This window comes from Hymenobacter terrestris, assembly GCF_013377905.1.
Classification (GTDB): domain Bacteria; phylum Bacteroidota; class Bacteroidia; order Cytophagales; family Hymenobacteraceae; genus Hymenobacter; species Hymenobacter terrestris.
Map to the genome: position 1 here is coordinate 16,773 of NZ_JABKAV010000001.1, position 13,429 is coordinate 30,201.

9 protein-coding genes are annotated in these 13,429 nt (G+C 62.9%); 5 read left to right on the forward strand and 4 right to left on the reverse strand.

Annotation, left to right across the window (positions count from 1 at the left end; genetic code table 11):
* The first annotated feature begins 170 nt into the window (after positions 1 to 170).
* From HW556_RS00085 to HW556_RS00095, 3 genes are all read left to right on the forward strand, one after another.
* Positions 171 to 1,187, forward strand: a complete 1,017-nt coding sequence (locus HW556_RS00085) for an NAD(P)/FAD-dependent oxidoreductase (protein ID WP_176896850.1) — start codon at positions 171 to 173, stop codon at positions 1,185 to 1,187.
* A 92-nt stretch (positions 1,188 to 1,279) separates the two neighbouring features.
* Positions 1,280 to 1,606, forward strand: a complete 327-nt coding sequence (locus tag HW556_RS00090) for a 2Fe-2S iron-sulfur cluster-binding protein (RefSeq protein ID WP_176896852.1) — start codon at positions 1,280 to 1,282, stop codon at positions 1,604 to 1,606.
* 141 nt (positions 1,607 to 1,747) lie between these two features.
* Complete coding sequence (locus HW556_RS00095; protein WP_176896853.1) at positions 1,748 to 2,614, forward strand: hypothetical protein; 867 nt, start codon at positions 1,748 to 1,750, stop codon at positions 2,612 to 2,614.
* 87 nt (positions 2,615 to 2,701) lie between these two features.
* Here the strand turns inward: HW556_RS00095 and HW556_RS00100 are convergent, their stop codons facing one another.
* The 3 genes from HW556_RS00100 to HW556_RS00110 form a co-directional block, all read right to left on the reverse strand.
* A complete protein-coding gene (locus HW556_RS00100; protein ID WP_176896854.1) occupies positions 2,702 to 3,061 on the reverse strand; it encodes a hypothetical protein in 360 nt (119 codons plus the stop codon).
* A gap of 220 nt (positions 3,062 to 3,281) precedes the next feature.
* The gene (locus tag HW556_RS00105; RefSeq protein WP_176896855.1) at positions 3,282 to 9,575 is read right to left on the reverse strand and encodes an alpha-2-macroglobulin family protein; all 6,294 of its coding nucleotides are present in this window, start codon (positions 9,573 to 9,575) and stop codon (positions 3,282 to 3,284) included.
* Positions 9,576 to 9,743: 168 nt separating this feature from the next.
* Positions 9,744 to 10,325, reverse strand: a complete 582-nt coding sequence (locus HW556_RS00110; RefSeq protein WP_176896856.1) for a DinB family protein — start codon at positions 10,323 to 10,325, stop codon at positions 9,744 to 9,746.
* Positions 10,326 to 10,452: 127 nt separating this feature from the next.
* On the opposite strand from HW556_RS00110, the gene HW556_RS00115 reads away from it, so the two are divergent.
* On the forward strand, positions 10,453 to 11,436 hold the full coding sequence (locus HW556_RS00115) for a hypothetical protein (RefSeq protein ID WP_176896857.1): 984 nt from the start codon (positions 10,453 to 10,455) through the stop codon (positions 11,434 to 11,436).
* Positions 11,437 to 11,539: 103 nt separating this feature from the next.
* Positions 11,540 to 12,604 (forward strand): ComEA family DNA-binding protein, encoded by a 1,065-nt coding sequence (locus tag HW556_RS00120; RefSeq protein ID WP_176896858.1) that lies wholly within the window; start codon positions 11,540 to 11,542, stop codon positions 12,602 to 12,604.
* A gap of 7 nt (positions 12,605 to 12,611) precedes the next feature.
* On the opposite strand, the gene HW556_RS00125 is transcribed toward HW556_RS00120, so the two are convergent.
* On the reverse strand, positions 12,612 to 13,385 hold the full coding sequence (locus HW556_RS00125) for a phosphatase PAP2 family protein (RefSeq protein WP_176896860.1): 774 nt from the start codon (positions 13,383 to 13,385) through the stop codon (positions 12,612 to 12,614).
* Positions 13,386 to 13,429: the final 44 nt, after the last annotated feature.

Consider the following 13,429-nt stretch of genomic DNA (forward strand, 5'->3'; position numbering starts at 1 on the left):
CAGACCGTCTGGCAGGTGCTGGCTGGTTTGGGCAGCAGGCTGCCTATCTTTGCGGCCGCGTAGCGCCCGGTGCCAACTATGCTTTGGCTTTTTAGCCAACGATTTGGCCAGTTTGGTTGTTAAGCAAGCGGCCCCCACGGGTCGGATGTTCCGTTTTTCGTTGCTTGTACATGACCAATTCCATTTCCACTGATATCTGCATTATCGGGGCTGGCCCAGTGGGGCTGTTTGCTGTATTCGAGGCCGGGCTGCTGAAGCTACGCTGCCACGTAGTCGATGCTCTGCCCCAAGTGGGCGGGCAGCTGTCGGAAATCTACCCGAAGAAGCCGATTTATGATATTCCGGGCTTCCCCGAAATTCTGGCCGGCGACCTGGTCACCAACTTAATGCGCCAGATTGAGCCTTTCCACCCCACGTTCACGCTCGGTGAGCGGGTGGAGGAGTTCCGTAAGCTTGACGACGGCTCGTTTGAGCTCGTGACCACCGACGGCACCCAGATCAACTGCAAGGCCGTGGCCATTGCCGGCGGCCTGGGCTCGTTTGAGCCCCGCAAGCCCGCCATCGAGGACCTGACTACCTTCGAAAACGGTAAGGGCGTACACTACATGGTGCGCGACCCCGAAGCCTTCCGCGACCAGCGCCTGGTAATTGCCGGCGGCGGCGACTCGGCCCTTGACTGGACGATTTTCCTGGCCAACATCGCGAAAGAGGTTACGCTGGTACACCGCGGCACCACTTTCCGCGGGGCCGCCGACTCGGCTGAGAAGGTGCAGAAGCTCCACGAGGCCGGCAAGGTGAATCTGGTGCTTAGCAGCAACGTAACGCACGTGCACGGCAACGGCCGCCTAAACGCCGTCACTATTACGGCCAACGGCGGCGAGGCTAAGCAGATCGAAATTGACTCGTTCATTCCACTTTTCGGCCTCACGCCTAAGCTGGGCCCGATTGGCGAGTGGGGTTTGGGTATCGACGACAATGCGGTGGAAGTGAACACCGTTGATTACTCGACTTCCGTGCCCGGCATCTTCGCCATCGGCGACATTAATACCTACCCCGGCAAGCTCAAGTTGATTTTGTGCGGCTTCCACGAGGCTGCCCTCATGTGCCAGGGCGCCTTCAAGTACATTTACCCCGACAAAAAATACACCCTCAAGTACACTACGGTGAACGGGGTACCTACTCTATAATTGGCTGTTGGCTAAGAGTTGTTAGCTAGTAGCCTGATGTTTTTTCAGGTCGAAGCTAACAGCTAGTAGCTAGCAGTTATCAGCTGAATAAAATGACCGACGAAGTACGGGTGTACGTGGAGGAAGCTCCTGGCCACCGCCGCGAAATTGTGGGCCCCACCGATATGGGGCTGAGCCTAATGGAAATCATGAAGGCCGACGGCTACGACATTCAGGCCACCTGCGGCGGCATGGCGCTGTGCGGCACCTGCCACGTAGAAGTGCTGGCCGGCCCCGAGCTGCCCGAGCCCTCCGACGACGAGTTGGCCATGCTCGAAAGCCTGCCCATCATGACCCAAGGCAGCCGCCTTTCGTGCCAGATTCGCCTTAACCCGCGTATCGATGGCTTGGTGGTGCGCCTGATGCCCCAGGAATCGTAAGCAGTTGATATACTAATGAAAAGCCGGCCCAGAGGTCGGCTTTTTTTGTTTGGGGATACCACACTGCTGGAGCGGGGGAATCGTTATGAACGGACGTCCGATACCGGACCTACTTTCTTGCCGCCATTACTGCCGCAGCCAATGGGTTTTTATCTTTACCGAATAGCAGGCGGCCTGCTGGTTGGGCTGTTGCCGCTGGCAGATGCCTTGGCCCAACCACGGCCCCAACTAAGCCTGTGTGTCGGACCGACTTACTCGCTGATGACCATGCAACGCGCGGCCGGCACCCCTTCCGGCTTCCGGGCCCATAGATACCTCTGGCCAATGGGCGAGTTGCGGCTGGCCTGGCCGCTCGCCCCGCAGTGGTCACTGGAAACTATGCTGGGGCTTACCGAGCTGCAACCGGGTATCCGGTATCGGCACCGATACGATAGAAGTAGCACCAGCATTGGACTGGGGCCGCTGTTACAAACCGGCCTGGCTCTGCGCCGCCCCAACCTGCTCACCTTCGGCTCCCGCCTCAGCCTCGACGCTACCTTGGGAGCCGCGGTGGCCTGGCTAACCCGCTCGTACCGGCCCGACCGGCTGCACGAGTTTTATCCGGGCCAGCGGCAGCCCATGCTAGGCCGGCCGCTGGTCGTGTATACCAGCCACCAGCTGCACCGCAACACTTGGCTGCTGAACGGCGGGGTTCGGTTGCGCTATGCCCTTACGCCCAACCACAACCTACTTTTGAGTCTGGATTACGCGCAGGGACTGCGGCCGCTGCTGGAGATGAGCACCCAACGGCTAACTTACCTGGACGCTAATGGCATGCCCCAGGAAGGCGGATTTGTGTTGCGTGACCGGGGCTCGCGCGTGGCCTTGCAACTGGGCTACGGCTGGTTTTTGGGTCGGGCCGGGGAGCAGGCCACTCCCCGCACGCCCCGATACGGCCGTGCCCCCACGCTACCCGAAGAGCCGGCCGAAGACGAAACGCCCGCTTTTTCAGAGCCGCCCACCGAGTAATCCGGAGCTGTTCATCTGCTTTAGACGCAACGCGCCGCCCGGCAATAGCCGGGCGGCGCGTTGGTTTTGGTAGAAGCTAAATTGGGTTTAGCGACGGCCGGTTTTGTGCTTGACACCTTTTTTGCGCTCTTCAGTAGGCGCAGGTACCGGTACCGGGGGGGCATTCTTTTCGGCTTCCACCTGGGCGGCCAGGCGGGCAGCTTTGGCGGTGGCCTCAATGGCGGCTTCGGCGGCGCGGGCCTTTTCTTCCACCGCTTCGATGGCGGCGGCGCGCTTGCGGCGGGTGGGCATCAGAAAATCGCGCTCGGCACGCTCCTGGGCCGACAATTCTTCTTCGCCAGGCAGGCTGGTGGGCGTAATGATGGCGGCGGCTTTGGCGTCGTCCTGGGCCCAGGCGGGGGCGCTGCCGAGTAGCAGCGCGGAGAGTAGCACAAGTAATTTACGCATCGATTTTTCCTTTCTTTCCTTCAGTAAACGAGGGGCAAAGGTACGCCGTCAGGTCGCTAAACTCAACCACAATCCTTGAATTTAGGTCATAATCAAGCCTATAAGACTGTGAGTGGCGAAAAAACAATCCAAGGCAATACCCTGTCGGCCATTGCAACAGCCCACTGTCGGAAGCCTCGCCGGCTGCCAGCAACACTCCCGACAATACTTTCGGCCCACGCTATTTCTGCTCCGCAATGCTTACCCGCGTGCCGGCCGAGTGGGTGGTGAACTCGGGGGCATAGAGGCACTGCAACTGCGAGAGGCCACCACTAAAATTGCCCGCCTGCGCCGCCCGCAGGCGGTACTCGAAGGTGTGGGTGCCCTTGGGGAAATAGCTGATAAAAAAGTTGGCAGCCGCGTCGCGGGGACTCTCGTAGTAGCCTAGGCCGCCCTGGTAGCGGTAGCCGCTGGTCTGGCCGATGAGCTCCAGGCCGGCGGCGCGCTGGTCCTTGAGGTGCACGTACTCCAGGTCGCGGTCGGCACGCAACACCAGGCGCACCACCAGCACATCGCCCACGCGCAGCGGGCTGGCGGGCGTGAGGGGGTCCAGTACCGGGCCGGCGGCGGTACGCTGCTCGCGGTAAAGGCGGCGCTCCAGCTGCAGGCCAGTGGCGGCGGGCGTAATTTTATCGAGCTGCTCGAAATACTGCCAGTACAGCGCCCCCCAGGCCACGCCGGCATCGGGCTTGCGCACCGTTACCCGGCCCTGGGCTGGCGTAATGTCGGCGGCCGGCCAGGCAATTTTATAGTAGCCGGTGCCGGCCTGCTGGCTGGTGGGTTGGGCAGGCTGCCCACCTACCACTACCGTGAGGGGCTCGGTGGCGGGTTTCAGCCAGTCGGAGCCGCGCAGCAGCAGGGCGTAGCAGGCGTCGGCGGTGGCGCGGGTGCTGGGCCAGTTCTGCACCTGCTTCTGTTTGAGCAGCCAGAGCTTCATCTCATCCACCGATTTCTGGTCGTTTTTGATTTCGTCGTAGGCTTCGATGAGCGTGGCCTGGGTTTCGGTGGGGGCCTCGCGCCAGTAGTAGCCGGGGCGCACGTCTTTCCAGTACATACCCAGCTCGTCGTTGTGCAGGGCATTTTCGCTGAGCGCAGTCATAATTTGGTCTACGGCGACGGATTGCGCTTTGGCGCGGTACAGGGCTAGGGCCGTTTGGGCCTGCAGGTAGCGGGTGCGGCCGGGCCAGTAGGTGGCGGCCTGCTGCTGGTAGTAGGCCTGGGCGGGCAAAGCGGCTTTCGGCACGGCCAGAGCCGGCCAGAAGCTGCGGGCGTACAGCGCCTGAATCTGCGTGTCGTTGAGGTGGTCGGCTTTCAAATCCACCTTGGGTTGCTTGCGCAGGCGGGCGTAATCCTGCTGCAATTCGCCATCGAGGTAGGCCAGCGCGTTTTGCAGCAGCGGCCGGGCCTGCTCGTCTTTCATAGCATCGAAGGCGCCCAGGCGCTGCAACTTGCCGAAGCCAGCCACAATGAGCTGGGTGATGTAGCGGTCGGCGGGCATCCGCTCAAACCACGGGAATGAACCGTCGGGGAGCTGTTGCTGGCGGAGCTTAGGCAGGGCGCGGGCGGTTTCGGCTTTCAGGCGGGGCTCGTCGAAGAGCTCGGCCAAGCGGCGCATGCGCTCGGTTTCATTCTGGGCGTCGCGCACCCAGGGCGTTTCCTGGAGCAGCAGATTTTTCAGCTCCTGGTTCTGCTCCAGCTTGCTGCTCAGGGCCGCTTTGTCGCCGGCCTGGGCGGCGCGCTGCCATTCGGCCAGCGTGGTTTTTAGCGCCGGATTGCTCTGCAGGATTTTAGCGGCCAGTAGATTGGCGTAGAGGCGGCTGAACACCTGCTCGGAGCACTCGTAGGGATACTCCATCAGGTAAGGCAGCGCCTGCACGGCGTACCAGGCCGGGTTGGGCGTCATTTCCAGCGTGAGCGAGTAGTTGCGCCGGGTCGCCGACGTAGTGCTCGTCAGTTTCCTCAGTTCAAACTCACGCGTAGCCGGCCCCACAATCGGCAGCGGCAGGCTCTCGGTTACCAGCAACCGGTTGGGCAGAACCGGCAGCGTATTCTGCTCGCCATCTTCAACGGTTGCTAGTTGTTGGTTGGCAGTTGTCGGTTTGTTCTTGCGGCGCTGGCGCTTCTCTTTGCCTGACAACTGACCACTGACAACTAGCAACTGAGCGGAAGCTACCACCTTGTAGGTTACGGCCTCCAGAGGCAGCTGGCCCTCAGCGGTTTCAGGCAGGGTGATGCCCCAGCTGAGGGCCTGGCTTTGGTTGCCTTTGAGGTTGAAGGCGAGCTGGGCGGGGCTTTGCAGCAGGCGGGCTTCGAGGGGTTGCTGGGTGCGGGCATCGAGCAGGAAAAGCTGGGCGGTGCCGGCTAGGGCCGCATCAGTGAGGTTGCTGAGTTTGGCTTGGAAGATAAGCTGGTCGCCCTCGCGGAAGAAGCGCGGGGCGTTGGCCGTTACCTGCAGCTTCTTCTGGGTTACCAGCTCGCGGCGCAACTGGCCAGTGCGTAGCTGCCGGTCTTGGGCCAGCGTGAGTAGCTGCCAGCGCGTTACGGCCTCGGGCATCTGGAATTCGAGCACGATTTCGCCCTGGGCATTGGTGCGCAGCGCGGGCAGCCAGAAGGCCGTTTCGCGGAAATCGGTGCGGGCCTGTACCGCCGAGAGGTTGGATTGAGGGGTCGAATTGGGAGCTCCGGAGCCGGTCACTACTACTTCGTTGAGCTGCTTGGAATCAGCCATATCCATGCCTGGTGTTGATCGGGCACCCCGAATCATAACCTTCGCTGGCGCTCCAGGGCGCATGGTAGCCGCGTCTGCTACTGAGTAAGCTTTGGTTTCTACTACCATCTCAACTGCTTCCATCCTGGTACCGGAGCCGAAGACCCACAGGTTCAGCTCGGGATACAGGACAGGAGATATGGATACAATTCCAATACGGTCAGACAGTAACTTCTGCCCTTCTGTTGTGGCGAATCGGCCCTGCCAGGCTAATGTAGGCGGAAAGTAGCGGCGGGGGAAATCCAGCGCCGTGAAATCGTGGGGCCGGAATAGGTCGAGCGATTTGTCGTAGAGAGTAGCCAGCAGCTCGGCATCGGCTGGTTTGCCATCGGTTTGCTTGATGGTAACGCGCCAGGTTTCCTGCTGGCCGGGCTGCAGCTTGTCGCGGAACGTGGCGATGTCGAGCACTAGTGGGGCAGGCGGATCGGCCACCTGCACCGGGGCCATGTGGGTGGAGAGGCGGTTGTCGCGCACCTGCGTGAGGTGCACGTAGAGTTGCGTTTCGCCCAGCGCGGCGGGCACGGGCACTTCCACCACGCGCTGCTCCCCGGCGCGCAACGTTAGCCACTCCGAACGTAGCGGCTGGCCATTGGCTTCGGCGGCCAGCAGCACGCGGGCATCGGCCAGCGAGCTGCCCACCAGGAAGCGCGCCACGCCACCGGGCCGGATGCTGTCCTGCAGGGCCACAAACCAATCGGTAGCGGGCACCGGCAACTGGCGTGCGGCGGGGTCGAAAAGGGTGAAGAACTGTTCGGCCTTCGGCGCTGGCTGGCCGGATTTGGCTGGTGCGGTAGTGGCTTCGAGCAGGTAGCGGCCGGGTTGCTGACGGGCCAGCTGGACGGCCAACTCGGGCAGTTGGGGCGTTTTTTCGGTATCGAATTTCAGCGTGGCAACCAGCGTACGGGTCCAGGTGCTGTCGTTGTCCTGCTGACCGTAGGCATCGAGCGGAAATTGCTGGCGAAACTCCTCGCGGCTCAGAGCCTCACGCTCGGGCCGCTGCCAGGGCCGGGGCCGGAAGGCGGTAGCGGGCGGCGTGAGGCGGTAAAGGCGCAACTCGCCGGTAACTGGCAGGGCCTCGCCGGTTGCGTTAGTCGTTAGTAGCTGCAGCTGCGCCTGGGTGGGCAGTTCGGCGCGGCTGAGCAGCGCGGGCACTTGCAGGCGCAGCACCAGCGCCTCAGTACCGAGACTGACGCGTTGCTGACCGCTACGGGTTTCGCCGGCCGCGTCAGTTACGTCGGCCGTTACTTCGAACACGTAGCCCGGTCCCCCAGGCCCCCGCCGGCCGCCGGTGCTTACTTCGCCGGGCTGGGCCACGAAGGTTACGCTAAAGCCGCCGGCCGAATCGGTACGGGCTGTGCCGCTGGCAATTTCCTGCTCTGGGTTTCCCCCGCCACCATAGTAGCCACGCCCGAAGTAAGGCCAAAACGTGCGCCGCACCACCCGGTACTGCACGGTGGCCCCATCAACGGGCTGGCCGGCGTAGGCGGTTGCCGTGCCGCGCACCGTTACGAGCTGGCCCAGCACGGGCGTACCCTGCACCGGCGCCAGCGTTATCTGGAACGTGGGCCGCTTGTAGTCTTCGACAGAAAAGGAGACGCGGCCGTCGTTGGTAACTAGCTGCATCTGCCCATTGAGCAGGCTGGTAGGCAGCAGCACCGAGCCGTGAAAGGAACCAAACTCACTGGTCGTGAAGGGCAACGTCTGTACGGTCTGGCCGTTCACGTCCATTAGCCGCACCGAAACCGGCGTGTTAGTTAGTAGCGTAGCTTTTGCGGCCCGCGTTTCGGTCAGAATACCCTTGAAATACAGCGTCTGGCCGGGCCGGTAAATGGCGCGGTCGGTGTAGAGAAAAGTGCGGCGCTGGGCGCGTTCAAGAGATTCATTGCGCGGGAGGGAGAAATGGTTCAGGTAGTCGTTTATCAGCAACGAATCGGCGCCCTGTGAGAATAGTAACGACCTGATTTGTGTAACGTCGCCGGGTAATTTCCCGACTACGGGGCTCACCTTGCCTTTTGCATCAGTGGTTTGCGGGGCTTGGCGCACGTAGTTGGTTGCGCCACGAACCTTATCAAACTGATTGTACTTCTGCGCAAAAGCCAACACTTGTACCCCCGCCAGCGGCGCGCCCGACTGCCGGTGCAGCACCAGCAGTTCGGGACCATCGTTGTCGGCGGCGCTGCGGCGCAGGTAGCTCAGTTCGCTCACCGGCACCTCGCTATAAGCCGTAACGGTGCCGGGCTGCTCCTTGGCGGGGCTGTTGGGTGCCGTACTGAGCACAATAAGGTAGTAGCCCAGCGGCAGAGCCGGACCGGCCTGCTGCACGGTATGGCTGCGAAAATCGGCCGGGCCGGGGACGTCCAACGTCCAAGTAGCGGCGGGTAACGCGGCCAGAGCGCGGGCATAGCGCTGCTGCAGCGTTTTATTTTGATACAGCTCTGGCCGCTCCAGTTGCCGCAGCTGCTGGGCGTGGCTGATTCGGTAGGCCGTGGCGTACAGGCGCGGGGCGTTGCGCACCGTCAGCTGCAGCAGCCAGGGCTGACCGGGCAGCAGCACGTCTTCCGTTGTAAAGCCTACTTCCACGCGCTCCAGCTGTTGGCGCAGGGCCGCAGCCTGCCTGGCTCCGCGCGACTTCGGGTACTGCTTTTCTACCACTAGGGCCAGCGCGTGGGCTTTGGCGGGCTCGTCTTCTTCCCAGCTGGCAGCTTCGGCGGCCCCAAACTCGGCGGCCACCGGCGTGGCCCGGTAGGCTTCGGCGGCCCGGCGCAGGGCGGCGCGGTATAGCTCGGTCTTATTTTCCAGCGTGGCGTGTTGCTGCACGAATTCCAGGCGCTGCAAATCGGCATCGGCCAAGGCCTCGGGTTGGGCAGCGGCGTTCTGGAGGCGGAAAGCCAGCAGCTGCTGCAACACCTGCAGCGCGTGGAACTGGCCATTGAGCGAGTCGGCAGCCGGGGCTTCCAGCTTCAGGCGGGCAAACCCGGCAGCAGGGCCAAACAACTTGGGGTCGGTCAGGCGGAACTGCTGGGCAGGTTTCGTGATGTACAGCTCATCGTTGCCCAACGCCTCCACGGCCCGGAAGGCCAGCAAATCGAATAGCGTGGGGCGGCGGGCGCGACCGGCGGCATCGGCGCCGCGGCTCAGGTAGCCCAGGTCGGCCAATTGTAGCTGCTGCTGGCGCCGAGGCTCGTCGGTCACCGAGGCCTGGTAGTGGCGTACTACCGCCGCGGCTAGGCGGGCGGCATCCCAGGTGCGCAGGTCGGCGCGGCTCTGGTCGGCCGTGTCGGGGCGGGCGGCAACGTTGGTGCGGCCGTACAGCTGGTAGCGGTGCTGGTCGTAGTAGCGGCCGTAGAGCTGGGCCAGCAGACTGTGCAGTACCGGCCGGGCCGGAAACTGCGCCGTTTTTACATCGGCTTCGAGCAGTGCAATGCCCTTCACATCGGCTTCTTCCTCCTTGTTTTCGAGCAGCCGCAGCTTGTACAGCAGCGTACGCACGTACTCGGGCGCAGCCTGGGGCCGGCGGCGAGCCTGCTGATAGAGCGGCTCCAGCAGCTTAGCGGCCGAGGCCGTCTGGCCCTTGACCAGCAGCTGGTCGATTTTCAGCCAAGTGGCGGAGTTCGGTCCATTGTCGGGCCGGTCAGCACGGCTGGTTTGGGAAGAACCGGGAGTCAGCAGCATCAGCAGGGCCAACAGGCTAAGCAGGAAAGGGCGCATAGGAAGACTGAAAAGGGAATGCGTGTTCAGATACACCCTTGATGCCCACCGCCGCCGGATTCCATACGGCCCGGAAATAAGGGCGTGAAGCAACACGCCTGCCGCGCGTTAATCCTACCGGAGTTCCCCTACATCCATAGCCGCCGCCCTAGTCTGCCTCTTCCTGCTTCATTCGCTACCTGTCAGGCCGTCGAGCACGCGCTCGGCCTGCAGCAGGTGGCGCTTGAGGTGCTCCACCAGTAATTCGAACACGTCGGGCAGGGGCGGCAGCAGCAGCGGGATTACCGGGTTGGCAATCCGAATGGCGTTCATGTTGATGCGACGCGCCTGGCTGAGCAGGTTGCTCAGCTCGTCGAGCTGGCGGGTGAACACCTCCACTACCGTACCCGGCAGCCGCGAGCCGCTGGGCGCATACTGCTGCGGCGACTTCAGGGGCTTCTCTGTGGCTGGCACGCGCATAGCGGCCGTCAGCTTCTGGCCGAAGTAGCCGTGCTTCACGGTGGTGGCCGGGCGGGTGCCGCGCTGCTGGGCCGCCTGAATTTTACGGCTGATAACCGGCAGATACAGGCCGCCAATCAGATTGAGGTGCTCCAGGCACTGGCCCACGCTCCAGCGGCCTGGCCCCGGGCCCCGGTTGAGCTGCTCGCTACCCAGCGTGCGGAAACGGCGGTTGGCCACCTCGCGCACCCGCTCTACATCAGCGGTCAGGGCGTCCAGAAATTCGGTCGTAGCAGTAGGATAAGCAGACATGGCAACAGGCAGCGGTGGGCGGGTTTGTGCCGTAATGATACGCGAAGCCAGCCGGTTCGGCAACGACAACCGGCCAATTTAGGCCCCAATTGCCAGGAAATTGCCGGGCGGGCGCTACTTTCGAACTATGCTTTTGCTCTTTCCGCGCTTCGTTTTGCTTATTCTGCCGCTGCTGGGGGCACTACTGCTGCCGGCAGGCCCGGCCTCGGCCCAGGCTGCGCCTAACCCCGGCGAGAATATTCCCTTCCTGATTACGTTCGGCCCCCAAGCCAACCCCAGCTGGGGCGACGATGACTTCAGCCAGACATTCTTTTTTCTGGTGCCTAAAGAGCGCCGCCAGCCGGTGTATATCCGCGTGTTCGACCCCGACTGCGGCGGCCGCCACGACGAGCTGAAGGGTGGCTGGAACACGACGACCAATTTCAGCCTGTACGGCGGCGCCAACGCCCACTCGGCCCCCGATGCCCGCGCTACCAGCCCCAAAGGCCAGTACCGCGCCGGCACCCTGCTGGCCCAGAAAGCCTTCGGGGCCGAGCCTACCTACGACAACTGCTGGTACACCTTTGGCCCCCTCAACCCGCTCGAAGGCGAGCTGACGCCCGAGTTTGAAGGCTACGTGTTCAAGCTGATTGCCCAGGGCCTGCGTGGCGACGACGGCAACCTGTACCGCTACTTTCTGAGCTCCTCCCCCACCGAAAACATCCCGGTAGAAGGCGGCAATGCCTTTACCTATGAGTACTCGTTTCGGCTTTCATCGGTTGTCGGGGCCAAAACCCACCTCTACCCCTTCGTCAACGACCGGGTGGTGAGCATCCGGCAGAGCAATTTCGACCTGGATGGGGGCCTCAAAATGAAGATTTTCAGTGTGGCCAAAAACGGGCATCCGGCCACTATAAGCGGCGACAATGTCTGGGCCGCCAGCACCCATCCCGTAGTAGCCAAAGAGCACGGTCTCTCACTCGACTTCCAGCTCACGACCCTTTCCAAAACCTCCAACGACCTTGTTTTCTACGTCACCGACCAGTATGATGTGGCCCTGCCCTTCTTCGCCATTCCGCTCGGTGGGCCGCCCCGCTACCGCTACGAAGTGGAAGTGAAAATGCGCGAATAAGCTTTGGGGGCATGCGTAGCGGGCAGTAGCGCCTGGCTCTATTGATTTTGTGCGGAATATCGGCTAAACTGAGGGCTTTATACTCTACTAAGCCTTATCCGTTATGCCTTCTGCCGCCCCCCGGCCCCAACCGCCCGCTACGCCACCTGCCCGCCGGAACCGTGGGAGCGTGGCCGGGCCGCTGGCAGGCCTGCGCCGGGCAGTGAGGCGCTACTTTGGTTTTTCGCGGCGCGAAACCTCGGGCCTCGTGGTGCTGCTGGCACTGCTGGGGCTGCTGTTGGCCCTGCCCGCCTTGCTGCGCCCTGCCCTACCCGCCTACGACCCGGCCCCCGACCAACGCCGCCTCGATGCCTGGGCCGCCCAGCTGGCCGCCCGCCGCACCGTCCGGCCCGATTTTGAAAACCGCTACTCCAGCCGCTACCCCCGCCGCCCGCCCCGCGAGCGGGTGCCCCAGGTGCCGCTGGCCCCCTTCGACCCCAACACCTTTTCGGCCCGCGACTGGCAGGCGCGGGGGCTGCCCGCCTGGCTAGCCGAGCGGCTGGTGAAATACCGCACGGTGGTGGGCGGCTTTCGGGCCAAGGAACAGCTGCGCAAAGCTTACGGCCTCTCCGACACTACGTATGCCCGCCTCGCGCCCTATATCCAGCTACCCGAGCAGCTCCCGCCCCGCGAGCAGCGCACTTTCGCCAAAAACAACAAGTTTCCCGAGCGCCGACCCTTCGAAAGCAAGCCCGGCTTCGTGGCGAAGCCGCGCAACCTAACGGCATTCGACTTGAATGCGGCCGATACCACCCAGCTGATGCAGATTCGGGGCATCGGGCGCGGGTATGCGCGGCGGGTGGTGGAGTACGGCCAGCGGTTGGGTGGCTTCCGGCAGGAAGACCAGCTGGCCGAGATTTTCGCTTTTCGCGACGCCCCCGACCTCATCGACAGCCTGCGCAAATACACCTTCGTGGCTCCCGGCTTCAACCTGTCCCGGCTGGCGGTGAACACGGCGTCCTTCGAAGTGCTCCAGGCGCATCCGTACCTGGGCAAGCGGCTAGCCCGCGTACTGGTAGCCTACCGCCAACAACACGGCCCCTTCCAGCAGCCCGCCGACCTGCGCAAGATCCGCATTATCGATGAGGCTACTTACGACAAGCTGCTGCCCTATATCGAATTGAAATAGCGCCTCTCTACCGCAGCACCAGTACCGCGCCAACGGTTCCGCCGGGGGCGTAGGTAGGCATAAGCAGTAGTTTCTGGCCTAAATGGCCCGGCAAGTGGCGGGCCAGCACGGGGTAGAGCCGCCACACGGTTTCGGCCGATAAAAAGCCCACGCTGGCTCCCGCCACCACGTCGGTGAGCCAGTGCCGGTCGTTGAGCATGCGCATGGCACCAGTGGCCGTGGCTACGCCGTAGCCCGCCACCGACAGCCAGGGACGGCCGCGGCCAAACTGCTCGTGTAGCAGCGTCGCCGTCAGAAAGGCATCGGCCGTATGGGCCGAGGGGAAGGAGCTTAAATCAGTAGGAGAATCGGGGCGGCGGGTAGCACTCAGGCGCTTGAGGTTGCTGACCAGCCCCGTGTTCAGGGCGTGGGCCAGACCGAAGCAGGCAGTGAAGGGCACGATGCCCCGCTCCCCTTTCATACCCAGCGCAAACAGGCTGTAGGAGGCTACCAGCGGCGCGCTACGGCTGTAGTCGTCGAGGCTGGTATGGAAACGTGGGAATTTTTCGTGGGTCTCGTGCCGCACATACTCTTTTAATTCATCCAAAAAATTCTCGTTGCGGCTGGCGTAACCCATTGCCACCAGCACTACGGGTACCGCAACGCGTACAGTAGCGGGTCGCACCAGCCAGGAACGCGTAACCGGCGGGCTAACCGAGTCGGGACGAGCAGTCGGCTGGGCATCTACCGACCGGGGCAGCAGCAGTAACAGCAGAATTGTACACAAACCAAGGCTTCTCATATTCAGGCTGTTAAGAACCCTGAAATATAGGTGATTTAGCAGCG

Coding starts and splice junctions, on each gene's coding strand:
- HW556_RS00105 (WP_176896855.1), bottom strand. CDS start 9,575: ATGCGCCCTTTCCTGCTTAGCCTGTTGGCCCTGCTGATGCTGCTGACT.
- HW556_RS00090 (WP_176896852.1), top strand. CDS start 1,280: ATGACCGACGAAGTACGGGTGTACGTGGAGGAAGCTCCTGGCCACCGC.
- HW556_RS00100 (WP_176896854.1), bottom strand. CDS start 3,061: ATGCGTAAATTACTTGTGCTACTCTCCGCGCTGCTACTCGGCAGCGCC.
- HW556_RS00085 (WP_176896850.1), top strand. CDS start 171: ATGACCAATTCCATTTCCACTGATATCTGCATTATCGGGGCTGGCCCA.
- HW556_RS00115 (WP_176896857.1), top strand. CDS start 10,453: ATGCTTTTGCTCTTTCCGCGCTTCGTTTTGCTTATTCTGCCGCTGCTG.
- HW556_RS00120 (WP_176896858.1), top strand. CDS start 11,540: ATGCCTTCTGCCGCCCCCCGGCCCCAACCGCCCGCTACGCCACCTGCC.
- HW556_RS00110 (WP_176896856.1), bottom strand. CDS start 10,325: ATGTCTGCTTATCCTACTGCTACGACCGAATTTCTGGACGCCCTGACC.
- HW556_RS00095 (WP_176896853.1), top strand. CDS start 1,748: ATGGGTTTTTATCTTTACCGAATAGCAGGCGGCCTGCTGGTTGGGCTG.
- HW556_RS00125 (WP_176896860.1), bottom strand. CDS start 13,385: ATGAGAAGCCTTGGTTTGTGTACAATTCTGCTGTTACTGCTGCTGCCC.